Origin of the sequence: Amycolatopsis umgeniensis (genome assembly GCF_014205155.1) — a bacterium.
GTDB classification, from domain to species: domain Bacteria; phylum Actinomycetota; class Actinomycetes; order Mycobacteriales; family Pseudonocardiaceae; genus Amycolatopsis; species Amycolatopsis umgeniensis.
The window spans coordinates 8767564-8780988 of record NZ_JACHMX010000001.1; the positions used below are offsets into that span (position 1 = coordinate 8767564).

12 protein-coding genes are annotated in these 13425 nt (G+C 71.2%); 5 read left to right on the top strand and 7 right to left on the bottom strand.

Annotated elements, in window-relative coordinates:
* Positions 1-93: 93 nt before the first annotated feature.
* Both HDA45_RS39865 and HDA45_RS39870 read right to left on the bottom strand, forming a co-directional pair.
* The gene (locus HDA45_RS39865; protein WP_184904397.1) at positions 94-1851 is read right to left on the bottom strand and encodes an ABC transporter ATP-binding protein; all 1758 of its coding nucleotides are present in this window, start codon (positions 1849-1851) and stop codon (positions 94-96) included.
* On the bottom strand, positions 1848-3524 hold the full coding sequence (locus HDA45_RS39870) for an ABC transporter transmembrane domain-containing protein (RefSeq protein ID WP_184904399.1): 1677 nt from the start codon (positions 3522-3524) through the stop codon (positions 1848-1850). The genes HDA45_RS39865 and HDA45_RS39870 overlap by 4 nt, the downstream gene beginning before the upstream one ends.
* 103 nt (positions 3525-3627) lie before the next feature.
* Here HDA45_RS39870 and HDA45_RS39875 point away from each other — a divergent pair, with 103 nt between their 5' ends.
* Together HDA45_RS39875 and HDA45_RS39880 are read left to right on the top strand one after the other, a co-directional pair.
* Positions 3628-4671, top strand: a complete 1044-nt coding sequence (locus tag HDA45_RS39875) for an iron chelate uptake ABC transporter family permease subunit (protein WP_184904401.1) — start codon at positions 3628-3630, stop codon at positions 4669-4671.
* Between the two features lie 35 nt (positions 4672-4706).
* On the top strand, positions 4707-5744 hold the full coding sequence (locus HDA45_RS39880) for a FecCD family ABC transporter permease (RefSeq protein WP_184904403.1): 1038 nt from the start codon (positions 4707-4709) through the stop codon (positions 5742-5744).
* On the opposite strand, the gene HDA45_RS39885 is transcribed toward HDA45_RS39880, so the two are convergent.
* Positions 5725-6576 carry a DMT family transporter gene (locus HDA45_RS39885; protein ID WP_184904405.1) on the bottom strand — a complete coding sequence of 284 codons (852 nt, stop codon included), beginning with the start codon at positions 6574-6576 and terminating at the stop codon, positions 5725-5727. The two genes, HDA45_RS39880 and HDA45_RS39885, sit on opposite strands and share 20 nt — an antisense overlap.
* 41 nt (positions 6577-6617) lie before the next feature.
* Here HDA45_RS39885 and HDA45_RS39890 point away from each other — a divergent pair, with 41 nt between their 5' ends.
* The 3 genes from HDA45_RS39890 (at position 6618) to HDA45_RS39900 (ending at position 9165) form a co-directional block, all read left to right on the top strand.
* On the top strand, positions 6618-7142 hold the full coding sequence (locus HDA45_RS39890; RefSeq protein ID WP_184904407.1) for a DinB family protein: 525 nt from the start codon (positions 6618-6620) through the stop codon (positions 7140-7142).
* A 17-nt stretch (positions 7143-7159) separates the two neighbouring features.
* A complete protein-coding gene (locus tag HDA45_RS39895) occupies positions 7160-7870 on the top strand; it encodes an MBL fold metallo-hydrolase (RefSeq protein WP_184904409.1) in 711 nt (236 codons plus the stop codon).
* Positions 7871-8055: 185 nt separating this feature from the next.
* Entirely contained in the window at positions 8056-9165 is a 1110-nt protein-coding gene (locus HDA45_RS39900; RefSeq protein ID WP_184904410.1) for an LLM class flavin-dependent oxidoreductase, read from the top strand.
* Here the strand turns inward: HDA45_RS39900 and HDA45_RS39905 are convergent.
* The 4 genes from HDA45_RS39905 to HDA45_RS39920 form a co-directional block, all read right to left on the bottom strand.
* Positions 9148-9735 carry a class F sortase gene (locus HDA45_RS39905; RefSeq protein WP_184904413.1) on the bottom strand — a complete coding sequence of 196 codons (588 nt, stop codon included), beginning with the start codon at positions 9733-9735 and terminating at the stop codon, positions 9148-9150. The two genes, HDA45_RS39900 and HDA45_RS39905, sit on opposite strands and share 18 nt — an antisense overlap.
* Positions 9725-10567 (bottom strand): DUF4397 domain-containing protein, encoded by an 843-nt coding sequence (locus HDA45_RS39910; protein ID WP_184904415.1) that lies wholly within the window; start codon positions 10565-10567, stop codon positions 9725-9727. The genes HDA45_RS39905 and HDA45_RS39910 overlap by 11 nt, the downstream gene beginning before the upstream one ends.
* A 24-nt stretch (positions 10568-10591) precedes the next feature.
* A complete protein-coding gene (locus tag HDA45_RS39915) occupies positions 10592-12427 on the bottom strand; it encodes a glycosyl transferase (RefSeq protein WP_184904417.1) in 1836 nt (611 codons plus the stop codon).
* 198 nt (positions 12428-12625) lie between these two features.
* The gene (locus HDA45_RS39920) at positions 12626-13393 is read right to left on the bottom strand and encodes an IclR family transcriptional regulator (protein WP_184904419.1); all 768 of its coding nucleotides are present in this window, start codon (positions 13391-13393) and stop codon (positions 12626-12628) included.
* Between the last annotated feature and the right edge of the window lie 32 nt (positions 13394-13425).

Consider the following 13425-nt stretch of genomic DNA (forward strand, 5'->3'; position numbering starts at 1 on the left):
CAATCCGGCGAAATGCCGGATTAATCGAAATTCAGGTTTGGCTAACCTAAGACGCTGACCGTCCGATTGCAACCGGCGGCGCTGCGTCCCGGGTCACGTCCGTGAACGGTTGTCCGACCAGGCCGCCCAAAGCGTTGCGTACTGACCACCGGAGGCCACGAGTTCGTCGTGCGTCCCGCTTTCGACGACCACGCCCGCGTCGAGCACGACGACGCGATCCGAGGCAGCCGCCTGCGTCAACCGGTGCGCGACGACGAGACCGGTCCTGCCTTCGAGCGCGGCCGCCGCGGCGGCTTCGAGGGTCTTCGCGCCCGCGCTCCCGGCCTCGGCGGTGGCCTCGTCGAGGATCGCGATCGGCGGGTTCGCGAGGACCAGTCTTGCCAGCGCCAGCTGCTGGGATTGGGTGACCGTCAGCTGGTGCCCGCCCTCGCCGACCACGGTCGCCAGACCGTCGCCCAGCGCCTCTGCCCAGCCGCGCGCGCCGACTTTGTCCAGTGCCGCCAACAGTTCCGTGTCGGACGCGTCGGGCCGGGCCAGCCGGAGGTCGTCCGACAGCGAACCGGCGAACACGTGCACCTCCTGGCTGATCAGCGCGACAGCCTGCCGGGTGGCGGACGGCCCGAGTTCGTCGAGCGGGACCCCGCCGACGGACACCGTGCCCGAGCCCGGGGTGTGGATCCCGGCGATCAGCTTGGCCAGCGTCGTCTTCCCGGCGCCGCTCGCGCCGACCAGCGCGACCCGCTCACCGGGTGCGAGACTCAGGTCGACGTCGCGCAGCACCGGGTGTCCGTCCACATAGGAGTGGAAGATCCCGGCAGCCTTCACCGACGCGTCAACGGGTTTCGCGGGCCGCTCGGGCTCGCGCGGCGCGGGGAGGTCGGCGACGCCGATCAGCCGGGCGAGGCTCGCGGCGGCCGCCTGCGCGTCGTCCACCAGCGCGAGCGCGGTGTTGATCGGGCCGAACAGGCTGTGGAAGTACAACGCCGCCGCGGTCGCCGCGCCGATGGTCACCGCGTCGGCGCCCACCAGCAGGAAACCGGCCGCGAGCACGGCCGAGAGGCCGACGAACTCGGCGAGGTTGAGCCGGGCGAAGAACGTCGTCATCAGCCGGACACCGCGCAGCATCAGCTCCATCGCGCCTTCGGACCGCTGCCGGACCCGCTCCACGTGGGCGTCGGCGAGACGGAACGCGCGGACGGTCTTCGCGCCGCCGATCGTGTCGAGTAGTTGCTGCTGTTGCGATCCCGTCGCGATCCGCTGCTTCGCGTACAACGGGACGGCGTTGCGGACGTACCAGCGCACAGTGTGCAGCTGGATCGGCGTCGCCAGCAGCGCGGCCAGGAGGAACCGCCAGTCGAGGACGGCGAGGGCGCCGAGCGTCAGCACGATGGTGAGCGCCGAGCGGCCCAGTTCGGGCAAGGCGTCGCGCACCGCCCTCGCGACCACCGTGACGTCGTTGGTGACCCGCGCGGTCAGGTCGCCGGAACCCGCGCGTTCGACCTGCTCGAGCGGGAGGCTCAGTGCCCTGTCGACGAACCTTTCGCGCAGTTCCGCCAGCAAAGTCTCGCCGAGCCTCGCGGTCAGCGAGACACCCAGCGCCGTCGCGATCGCCTGGGCGATGGCGACCAGGACCAGCGCCACCACCGGGGTGGTCAGTTCGGTCGCGGGGCGTTTCTCGATGACGAGATCGACGATGTGGCCGAGCAGCCGAGCGGTGAGCAGCCCGATCGCGGTCGCGCCGACGAGCATCAGGAGCGCTCCGGCGGCCCGGGCTTTCGAGGTGCGGAGCAGTTCGCCGAGGACCGCGCGGATCCGCTTGCCGTCCGCGGTCGGGAGGAGTTCGCGGGTCATGACAGCACCGCCGCGCGGTAGTCGGCGCGATCGCGCGCGAGGTCGGCGTGGCCGCCTTCACCCGTGACCCGGCCGCCGTCGAGGACGACGACGCGGTCGGCGACGGCGAGGAGGGCGGGACTCGTGGTTACCAGGATCGTGGTCCGTCCTTGTCGTAGCCGGGCGAGTCCGGTGGCGATCTTCGCCTCGGTCACGGTGTCGACCGCCGTCGTCGGATCGTGGACGACGAGCACCGGCGCGTCCGCGGCGAGGGCGCGGGCGAGGGCGACGCGCTGCCGCTGGCCGCCGGAAAGGGAACGCCCGCGTTCGGTGACCGCGGTCGCGGTGCCGTCCGGCAACGCCGCCGCGACCTCGTCCGCCGCCGACGCGGCCAGTGCCTCGTCCGGGGCGGTGCCCACGTTCTCCGCCAGCGTTCCTTCGAACAGGTCCGCGTCGTGCGCGGCGACCAGGACGACTTCGCGGACACGTTCGGGGTCCACAGTGGACAGATCGACGCCGTCGACGTGGACCTTGCCCCCGGTGGGATCACCCGCCCTGCCGAGGCAATCGAGCAGGTCGGTCGCGGCGGCCGGATCGGTGGCGACGACACCGACCAGCTGCCCGGAGGGGATCTCGAGGTCGACTCCGCGGAGGCTGCCGTACGAGACGTCGGTGAACCGGACGTTCCCGGCGGCGGGGGAGGGGAGTTCGCCATCGCCCGCCCCGACCACCGTCGGCGTGGTCAGCAGATCGGCGACCCGGGACGCCGATGCGCGGCCCTGAGCCAGTTCGCCGTTGACCCACGCGAAGATCAGGAACGGGGTGAGCAGGAACTGGGCGAGCCCGACCGCCGCGACGAGTTCGCCGACGCTGATCGAACCCGACGACGCGAGGTGCCCGCCGACGAGGGCGACGATCGCGATGAAGATCCCGGTCAGCGCGAGTACGGCGCCGTCGTGCCAGGCCTTGGCCCGCGCGGCGCGCAGGGTTGCCCTGAGCGAGTTCTGACTCGTGTCGCGGTAGCGGGCGACGGCGGCGGGTTCGGCGCCGATGCCCTTGAGCACCCGCAGGCCGGACACCAGATCCGTGGCGACGCCCGAAGCGTGCGCGGACCGTTCCTGTTCGGCTTCGCTGCGGCGCTCCAGCGGTTTGCCGATGAGATGCGCGAGGTACAGCAGCGGCGGCGTGCCCAGGAGGACGAGGAGGCCCAGCGGCAGCGAGATGCGCAGCAGCGCGACGGCGCTGACCAGGACCCCGGCGAGCGCGGCGATCCCGAACGGCAGCGCCGCGTTCACGACCCCGACCCGTTGCGCGTCACTGGTGCCGATGTTGACCAGTTCGCCGGCCAGCTTGCCGCTTTCGGCACCGCCACCGGGATGCAGGACGCGTCTGCTGATCGCGAGGCGGATGTCGTGCGCCGCCCGGAGCGAGGCGCCCTCGGCCGCGCGCGCGGCGAACCGGTAGCTATAGGACAGCGCCGCGAAGACCACGCCGAGTACGGCGAGCCAGAACACGAGCGTGCCCACCGAGCGGCCGGCGACGGCCTGGTCGATCACCACGCCGATGATCACCGGGACGAGTGCTTCGCCGCCTTGATGGCACGCGGCGAGCACGGATGCGAGCGTGACTTGTCGTCGCTGCCCGGAAATCGCCTGGCGCAGGACGCTCCGGCTGGTGGTGGCCGTTGCGGACACCGGCGCCTCCGTTCTCTGGGGTAGGTAAGGCTAGTCTAAGTAGACAGCTCGTTGAGGTGAACTCCGGCGTTCGGTTAGCCTCGCCTCATTCGAAGGAGGTTCCGTGGTCGTCGCCGAACGCGCGCCCGCCGAGACGTCCCCGCCGAGCACGGTGGCACGGACGTTCCGCGCGGGCGGTCTGGTGCTCGGGCTCGCCCTGCTGGCGCTCGTGTTCCTGCTCAGCATCTGGGTGGGATCGAAGAGCATCCCGTTCACGTCCACCTGGTCGGTGCTGTGGCACAACGACGGCTCGACCGACGCGGTGATCATCCACGACCTCCGCATCCCGCGGACCCTGCTGGGCGTGGTCGTCGGCGCGGCGTTCGGTCTGGCGGGCGCGGTGATGCAGGCGCTGACCCGGAATCCGCTCGCCGATCCCGGCCTTCTCGGGGTCAACACCGGCGCTGCCGCCGCGGTCGTCTCCGGTATCGCTTTCGTCGGTGTCACCAGCGTGCTCGGCTACATCTGGTTCGCTTTCGCCGGGGCGGCGATCGCCTCGGTCGTGGTGTACGTCCTCGGCTCGGCCGGGCGCAGCGCCACGCCGGACCGCCTCGTGCTCGCCGGTTCGGCGGTCATGGCGGTGCTCCAGGCCTACATCGTCGGTGTCCTGCTGCTGATGCCCGAGACGTTCAACCAGTTCCGGTTCTGGAACGTCGGTTCGCTCAGCGGCCGGAAATGGGACGTGTTCTGGCAGATCTCGCCGTTCGTCGTGATCGGCGCGATCATCGCGCTGCTGCTCGCCCGGCCGCTCAACATCCTCGCGCTCGGAGACCAGACCGGCAAGGCGCTGGGTGCCCACGTGGGCCGCACCCGCGTGTTCGGCGCGATCGTGGTGATGCTGCTCTGCGGCGCGGGTACCGCCGCCATCGGGCCGGTCCTGTTCCTCGGGCTCGCCGTGCCGCACGCCGCGCGCATGCTGGTCGGCCCGGATCAGCGATGGGTCCTTCCGTACTCGATGCTGCTCGCGCCGATCGCGCTGATCGGCGCCGACGTCGTCGGCCGCGTGCTGAACCCGCCGGAGGAACTGCAGGCGGGCATCGTGGTCGCGTTCCTCGGCGCGCCGGTGTTCATCGCGCTCTGCCGTCGCAGGAAGCTGGCCCGGCTGTGACACCAGGCAAGGGGACCGCGATCAAGGAGCCACCGATGAGCACCCGTGTCCTGCGCACCCTGGGCGGCGGACTTTCCCTGCGGGTCACCCCGAGGGCGGCGATCGTCGTCGCTCTGCTGGCCATCGCCGTGTTCTTCGTCGGCGCCGTCAGCATGACCACCGGCGATTACCCGCTGTCGGTCGGCGAGGTCATCCAGACGCTGTTCGGCTTCGGCGACCGGAGCACCGAGTTCATCGTGACGACCTTGCGGCTGCCTCGGCTGCTGACCGCGCTGCTGGTCGGCGGTGCGCTCGCGGTCAGCGGCGCGATCCTGCAGAGCCTCTCCGGGAACCCCTTGGGCAGCCCCGACTTCATCGGCTTCACCGAAGGCGCGGCCGCCGGGGCGCTGCTGACGATCATCGTGGTGCACGGCGGGATGCTCCAGGTCTCGTTCGGCGCGCTGGTCGGCGGCGTCACGACGGCGGCGTTGATCGCTTTGCTCGCGTTCAAACGCGGTGTGCACGCCTTCCGGCTGATCCTCGTCGGGATCGGCGTGAACGCGATGCTCATCGCGTTCAACTCCTATCTGATCACCAGGGCCGCCCAGCAGGACGGCCTCGCGGCGCAGGCCTGGCTGGTCGGCGGGCTCAACGGACGCGGCTGGGAACACGTCGTCCCGGTGGCGATCGCGATCGCCGTCCTGCTGCCGCCCGGCTTCGTCTACGGCAGAAGGCTTTCCCTGCTGGAGATGGGCGACGACTCGGCCAAGGGGCTCGGCGTGCCCGTCGAGCGGAGCCGGCTGGTGCTCCTCGGCGTCAGCGTCGGGTTGTGCTCGATCGCGACGGCTGCCGCCGGTCCGATCGCGTTCCTCGCCCTCGCGGCGCCTCAGCTGGCGAAGCGGCTCACGCGATCCTCGGGGCCCGGGCTCGCCGCGTCCGCGCTGATGGGCATGCTCCTGCTGGTGACGAGCGACCTGATCACCCAGCAGTTGTTCGCCGGCCTGCCCGTCGGTCTCGTGACCGGGGCGATCGGCGGGCTGTACCTGGCCTGGCTGCTGGTGTCCCGGCGCGGGGTCAGCCGACCTGCGCGCTGACCGGCTCGATCGGCGCGGGCTCGCCGAAGCGGGCCAGCGCCAGCGCCGCCGAAACCGCGAGCGCGAATCCGACCACCGCCACCGCCGCGAACCCGGGTCTCGTGGTGTCGCCGAGTACGAGAACCCCGATGAGGGAAGGCAAGACGGTCTCGCCGATCACCATCATCGCGGTCGAGGTGGTGACGCTGCCGCGCTGCAACGCGGTGGCGTAGAACAACATCGCCAGCGCGCCCGCCACGGCGAGCGTGTACGTGGCCGGGTCGGTCAGCAGGTCCAGCGGGGTGAGACTGGTGAGCACACGGCCGGAGAGGGCGACCACGCCGAAGCACAGTCCGGCGATCAGGCCCAGCGCCGGTGTCCGGATCCGCCGCGACGCGCGGCCGGCGAGCATCCCGGCCGTGCCGAGTACGACCACCGCGCCGATCAGCACGAGCCGGAAGCCCAGCCCGGTCGCCGCCGAGCCTTCGCTCTCGGCCGACATCCCGAGCAGCGCGAGCCCGGCGCAGACGACCGCCACCGCCGTCCACTCGCGACGTCCCAACCGGACACCGAGCGCCCGCGCCGCGACCGCTGTCACGGCGAGGCTTCCCGGCAGCGCCGCCTGGACCACGAACAGCGGCAGCACGCGCAGGGCGACGAGCTGGGCGACGAAGCCGATGACGTCGAGCGCGAGCCCCGCGACGAACTTCCACTGCCGAAGCACCCGCACGAGGAGCTTGGGATCGACGCGGTCTTCGTCGCCTGAAGTCGCCTTCGCGGCGATCGCCTGCATCACCGAAGCGACGCCGTACGCACAGGCCGCGAAGAACGCGCAGATCAATCCCCACCACATGGAGCGTCAGCCTAGTCCTGTCCGATGTGTAGAGTGGCCGGATGTCGAACACGAGTTCGAGTGCTGCAGAACCAGTGGACCGGTCCTGGCCGGACGCGATCGCCGAGGACGAGGCCGGGATCCAGTGGGACTTCCTGCGCTTCCTCCGTGCCACCGCGGTGAACAAGGTCGCCGGGCTGACCAGGGAGCAAGCGGCCGCGACGCCGCTGCCCGTGTCCCCTCGGATGAGCGCGCTGGGCGTGCTCAAACACCTGACCGCGGTGGAGCGCTGGTGGCTCTCGATCGAGGCGGGCGGCGCGGATCTGCCGTCGCTGTGGGAAGGCTCACCGGATCCGAGCTGGGACCTGGCAGAGGGCGACGACCCGCGCTCGGTCGTCGAGGCATACCGCGCCGAGTGGGCGTTTTCGGAGTCGTCGCTGGCCGGGGTCTCGCCGGACGAGCGGGCGCGCCGGTCGGGGAAGTTCACCGTCCGCTGGGTGCTGGCCCATGTCGTGCAGGAGACGGCGCGGCACGTCGGGCACCTGGACATCTTGCGGGAGCTGGCCGACGGAACGGTCGGCGAATAGCGCCGTAAGGTGTGCGCATGGCTGACAGGCTGTACTTCCGGCAATTGCTCGCGGGCCGTGACTTCGCGGTGGGGGATCCGGTCGCGACGCAGATGGTCAACTTCGCCTACCTGATCGGTGACAGGGAGACGAACGAAGCGGTCCTCGTCGATCCGGCGTACGCCGTGGGCGACCTGCTCGACCTGCTGGAAGCCGACGGCATGCGGCTCACCGGGGTGCTCGCCACGCATCACCACCCCGACCACGTCGGCGGCGAGATGATGGGCTTCTCACTGCCCGGGATCGCGGAGCTGCTGGAACGCGTCCAGGTGCCGATCCACGTCAACGGCGCCGAAGCCGAGTGGGTCCGCCGCACCACCGGCGTCTCGGAAACCGATCTTCGCTCGCACGAGCACGACGAGGTCCTCGAGGTCGGCGCGGTGCCGATCCGGCTGCTGCACACGCCGGGGCACACACCGGGCAGTCAGTGCTTCCTCGTCGACGGACGGCTCGTCTCGGGCGACACGCTGTTCCTCGAAGGCTGCGGCCGGACCGATTTCCCCGGCGGTGACGCGGAAGCGATCTACCGGAGCCTGCAGTGGCTCGCCGGGCTGGACGGGGATCCGGTCGTCTACCCGGGACACCAGTATTCGGCCGAACCGTCGGCGAACCTTTCGCGGGTGAAGGACACGAACTTCGTGTTCCAGCCGAAGTCGCCGGCCGAATGGCGGCGGATGTTCGGCGGCTGAGGCACTCCTGACCCACCACTGTGGGGACCCTGGTCGCTCGAGTTCCGTGAAGGACTCCTTCACTACCTTCAGGGTAGGCAAGGGGCCCTTCACGGACCGGGCCCAGGGGCGGCAGGCGTCCAGATCGCGGGACGCGAGGGCGTGCCGATTGACCCGGCCCGTCCCGGAAGCCGAAGCTCGGAACCGTGACGCTCAAGCTGCATTGGTTCCTGCCCACCACCGGTGACGGCCGGACGATCGTGGAGCACTTCCACGCCAGTCGCGCCGCCGGGGCGTCCGCCGCCCGCGAGCCGAGCCTCGACTATCTCGCGCAGGTCGCCCGCGCCGCCGAGGCCAGCGGGTTCGAAGGCGTGCTGACCCCGACCGGGACCTGGTGCGAGGACGCCTGGCTGACGACGGCCGCGCTCATCCGCGAGACGAGAAGCCTCAAGTTCCTCGTCGCGTTCCGGCCGGGGACGGTCTCGCCGACACTGGCCGCGCAGATGGCCGGAACGTTCCAGCGGATCTCGCAAGGACGCGTGCTGCTCAACGTCGTCACCGGCGGAGACGCGGTCGAGCAGCGCCGCTTCGGTGACTGGCACGACCACGACCAGCGCTACGCCCGGACCGGCGAGTTCCTCGAGATCGTGCGCGGGGTGTGGAGCGGCAAGCCGTTCGACTTCGACGGCGAACACTTGAAGGTCGAGGGCGCGACCACGCGCGCGGCGCCGGACCCGGTGCCGCCGATCTACTTCGGCGGCTCGTCCGCGGCGGCGCTGCCGATCGCGGCGAGGCACGCCGACGTCTACCTGACGTGGGGCGAGCCGCCCGCACAGGTCGCCGAGAAGATCGCGAAGGTCCGCGAGCTCGCGGAGGAACAGGGCCGGAAACTCCGCTTCGGCATCCGGCTGCACACCCTCTCCCGTGACACGGCGGCGGAAGCGTGGGCGGAGGCGGGCAAACTGCTCGACGCGATCGACCCCGAGCGGATCGCCCACACCCAGAAGCAGCTGTCCGCCAGCGAGTCCGTCGGCCAGCAGCGCATGGCGGCGCTGAACAAGGGAAACACCGAAGGCGGCGTCCGCGGTCTGGAGATCCATCCGAACCTGTGGGCCGGGATCGGCCTGGTGCGCGGCGGTGCGGGCACCGCGCTCGTCGGCAGCCACCGTGAGGTCGCCGACCTCATCGAGGAGTACCACTCGCACGGCATCGAGGAGTTCGTCCTCTCCGGATACCCGCATCTGGAGGAGGCGTACTGGTTCGGCGAAGGGGTGCGGCCGGAGCTGGTCCGCCGAGGGTTAGTCCCAGCGCTGTGAGGCGTACACGACGACGTTGTCCCGATAGGACCGTTTCGCCGCATCGAAGCTGCCGCCGCAGGTGATCAACCGGAGCGCGCTCCCCGGCGCGGGGCCGTAGACGGCCTGCGTCGGGAACTCGTTCTTCGGGTAGCGCTGCACCGAGTCGACCCGGAACACGACCTCGCCGCCGTCGGACCGCGCGACCCGCACCTCGTCGCCGGAGCGCAGTTCGCGCAGCCGGTGGAACGGCGCCGGTCCGGAGCGCGAATCGACGTGCGCCGCGAGGACGGCGGGGCCGGGGTCGCCGGGCACCGGGCCGTCCTCGTACCAGCCGACGTCGGAAAACCGTTCGGGTGCCTGGAGTTCACCCGCCGCACCGAGCGCGAGCGGGATCAGGCCGGTCTGGTCGAAACCGATCGCCGGGATGGTCAGCCGGACCGGCGAAACCTCGGCCCTGGCGGGGAGCGGGAGCGGGCCGGACACGGCGGGCGCCACCGTCCCCGCCGGGAGCGAAGGGGCCTCGGCAGGTGCGCAACCGGCCAGTGCGATGAGTCCTAAGAGGACAAAGGCGGCGCGGTCAGCGGTCATGTACCGGGCGCCGCCGGATCGCCAGGACGGTCAGCGCGGCCAGCACCGGAAGAGCTGCGAAAGGCCACCATGGCAGGGAATTCTCCGCCGTCCCGCCACCGCCGGTCTCGACACCGAGCTTCGGCGGATCCGGCAGAGTGGCGCCATCGGCGATCGGCTCGGTCTTCAATCCGGCGCCGTTCTCCGTCACCAGCAGGCTGGTCGTCGACCCGGCCTTGACGTCCACCGTGGACTCGGACGACGCGCCGCCGGAGGTCAGCTTCAGCGGCCAGCGTCCTTCGGGAAGGTTGGTGTAAGGCGTCGTGACACCGTACGCGGCGTCGCTCGCCACGGCCTTCCCGTCCGGTCCGGTGACGGTCACCGGGGCCAGCGCGGCCGAACCCTGCACGACGCGCACCCGGCCGTTGCCCGCCGCGGGCGCGGTCAGATCGTCCTGGACCAGATCGCCCTGCAGGCCGCCGCCGGGTCCGTTCGCGAACACCAGCAGGGAGTACGCGCTCGTTTCCTTGATCTCGATCGTCGCGCTCAGCGCGGGAGGTGAGGACGCGGCCGCGTCGGCGGGCCGCATCGAAATCGTGTACGCGCCGGGAGCCACCGAGGAGTACGGCGTCACCGCGCCGTAGCCCGCCTTGCGGATCACGACCTTCTCGGCCTTGCCGAAAGCGGCGAAATAGACGTCGACCGGCGGGACCTTGGGGGAGAGGTGACCGACGCGGATCCAGCCGACCCCGGGACCGGGGGCCGCGTTCGCCGGGAGCGGCAGGCCCCCGAGCAGGAGTAGTGCAGCGGCAAGCAGGCCGGCGGGTCTCAGCAGGGCCTTGAGAGGACGCATGGCGGGGACCTTTCTTGCCGGGGATCAGGGTGCGGAGAACGGCGTGAGCAGCCCGGACGGCGGGAACAGCGGGTACGTCACGAGCACCCCGCCCGGCACACGGGTGACGGACGCGGGTTCGAACGTGGTGCGCTGACCGGTGTAGAAGTCGGCGATGGCACCTTCGTCGTTACCGGAGACGACCAGACGGCGTAGCGGCTGACCTGCGGCGGCTTCGCTTGGCGCGGAAGGGAAGTCGACCAGGCGCACGGGCTGGAGGGTGGCGAGCGCGGCCACGGTGGCGATGAGCCGGGGGTCGACCTCGCCCGCGTTCAGCGCGTCCCGGGTGCGCCCTTCACAGCCGATCCGCTGCGAGGACGCCAACGCCGCCCCGGCGCGAGAGCGCGCCCCTGATTCGTCGGTCTCGCCTGCCGGATCCGAGGGCTCGCCGAAGCGCGAGACGGTGACCGTGTCCGGTCCGGAGCCGAAGACCGCGACCTTGTCGGTGCCGTCGAGAAACGCCGACGCGGCCGGGAAACGCGGCCGGTCGCGTTGCCCGGACGCGGTCAGCACGGCCCATTCCGGGGCCGCGCAGGTCGACGGACAAGAGCCGATCGGGATCAGGGAACCGGTCGGCCAGCCGCCGGCGGCGAGTGCGGTCCAGCTCGCGTCGTCGACCAGGACGACGGCGCCGGAAGCGTTGTCCCGCAACCATTCCCGTGCCTGGGTGAGCGCGAGACCGGCGGACGGCTCCGGTCTCAGCCTGCCGAAACCGTGCACCCAGCCCGCGACGGAGACGAGGGCCAGCACCACGGCCAGCACGACGGCGGACACCGGACGGCGGATCGGGACCAGGCGATGCCCGGCGGGCCGCCTGCCCGCCGCGACCGTCGCCGCGACTTCGGCGATGAGCAGCGGCGTCAGCGGGATCAGGAGGGCGAGAGGGAGTTCGACGGGGATCGCGGGCCAGGCGAGGACAGCGGCGATCAGCAACGCCGACACGGCGAGCGGCCGGGTGCGGGGCAGGACCATCCCGGCGACGATCGCGACCATCGACAGCACGACGAGCACCGGATCCAGCGCGACCCAGGTGGCGATACCCGGCGGTCCCGGGGTGGGCAGCTCCGGGCGCAGCGCCGGACCCGCCGGTCCGAAAGCGACGCCGAGGCCGAGCGTGAACACCACGGCGGTGAACGCGACCCGGGAGTCCTCGCGCCGCCGGGCGAGCAGCCAGCCCGCCGCGGGCAACGCCAGTAGGGACAGCGGTGACGTGAGCACCGCCGCCAGCAGGCACAGCGCGGCCAGGACGTCGTGCCACGGTCGCGCCCGCTCGCGGGGTGTCGCGGCGAGGACGAGAGCGGCCAGCACCCAGGTGACGGCGAGGTGCTCGACGATCGCCACCCGTTGCAGGCCGATCGCGAGCGGCGAAACGGCCATCAGCACGACGGCCGTGGTCGCCGCCCAGAACGGCAAGCCCAGCCGTCGCGCGAGGATCCACAACAGGACCGCGCACAGCACGGCCGCGAAGACCATTGTTTCGCGGACCGCCGTGACCGGGACGGTGTTCCGGTCGAACGCGCGCGAGATCAGCGCGTACCCGGCGAGCTGGATCCAGCCGAACGGCGACGTCCCGGTTTCGCCGGTGCCGGTGAAGGAAGTGAGGTGGCTCAAGGCGAAGACCTGCGCGACGGTCGCCGGTTCGCTGGCGGGGGACGGGGACGGCGACGCCAGATTGAGCACACGCACGCCGCCGGTGACCACGAGGAGGGTGAGGACGACGTCGATGGACAGCAACCGCCGTGCGGCCGTCTCCACCCGGCGACGGCCGTCGATACTGACGGGGATTCGGCCCGGTGGCGCGTTCCCCCGGTGCTGGGCCACCCGGGAAGCCTAGCCTTGGAATCCCGACATGACCACAGCCGAAGTGACCATGGCTGAAGGACGAAAGTCTTTTGATCACTTGAAGTCGCGCGTTTTGGCCGACAGGCCTCGGGATCGCGATGGCAGGGCGCCTTTTCGCGTTCGGTAAGTGATTTTCGGAGTTGCGCCCTGGTAGCGCGATCCCGATCGCGCGATAAACTACAAAGTGCGAGACAGGGCCAAAGCCGCGGTCCGGACGGCGGGCGCGACGCGGTTGGTGTGCATGCGATTCGCCCAGCCGGAGATCGACAACGCCGCCACCGCAACACCTTTCGCGTCGAGCAGCGGGCTCGCGGCGCAGACGACGCCGACGCCGGACTCCTCCCGTTCGAACGCGATGCCCTCGCCGCGGATCTTGGCGAGCTGACGGCGCAGCAGTCCTGCCGCGGTGATCGTGCGGACGCTGACCCTGGGCAAACCGGCGTCGATCACTTGCGTCACAACGGATTCCGGGGAGAAGGCGAGGATCGCCTTCCCGACGCCGGTGGCGTGCGCGGGAAAACGGCCACCGATCCGGGACGGCAGCGACGGCGCGTCGGGGCCGCGCAGGATGTCGAGATAGACGACCTCGGTGCCCTCCAGGACCGCGAGATGCACGGTGTTGCGGGTCGCCTCGCGGAGATCGGCGAGATACGGGCGCGCCGCCTCGACCAGTCCACGGCGCCGTACCGCCAGTTGGCCTATCTCGAACAGCTTGAGCCCGAGCCTCAGTGCCGCGTCCTCGCGTTCGAGAAGCCCTGTCGCGACCAGATGACCGGTGAGCCGGTGGACGGTCGATTTCGCCAGCCCGGTCCGCCGCGCCAGCTCGGAAACGCCGAGGGCGTCGTCGCCGGGACGGAAGGCCGAGAGCAGCGCGGTGACGCGGGCGGCGACGAGGCCGTCCGCTCCGGTTCGTTCCGGGTCGTCGTTCCGCCCAGCGGCACGCATGGGTTGAGTGTGCCCTATCCGCTCGGGGAGCG

Coding starts and splice junctions, on each gene's coding strand:
- HDA45_RS39865 (WP_184904397.1), bottom strand. CDS start 1,851: ATGACCCGCGAACTCCTCCCGACCGCGGACGGCAAGCGGATCCGCGCG.
- HDA45_RS39880 (WP_184904403.1), top strand. CDS start 4,707: ATGAGCACCCGTGTCCTGCGCACCCTGGGCGGCGGACTTTCCCTGCGG.
- HDA45_RS39885 (WP_184904405.1), bottom strand. CDS start 6,576: ATGTGGTGGGGATTGATCTGCGCGTTCTTCGCGGCCTGTGCGTACGGC.
- HDA45_RS39890 (WP_184904407.1), top strand. CDS start 6,618: ATGTCGAACACGAGTTCGAGTGCTGCAGAACCAGTGGACCGGTCCTGG.
- HDA45_RS39895 (WP_184904409.1), top strand. CDS start 7,160: ATGGCTGACAGGCTGTACTTCCGGCAATTGCTCGCGGGCCGTGACTTC.
- HDA45_RS39905 (WP_184904413.1), bottom strand. CDS start 9,735: ATGACCGCTGACCGCGCCGCCTTTGTCCTCTTAGGACTCATCGCACTG.
- HDA45_RS39910 (WP_184904415.1), bottom strand. CDS start 10,567: ATGCGTCCTCTCAAGGCCCTGCTGAGACCCGCCGGCCTGCTTGCCGCT.
- HDA45_RS39920 (WP_184904419.1), bottom strand. CDS start 13,393: ATGCGTGCCGCTGGGCGGAACGACGACCCGGAACGAACCGGAGCGGAC.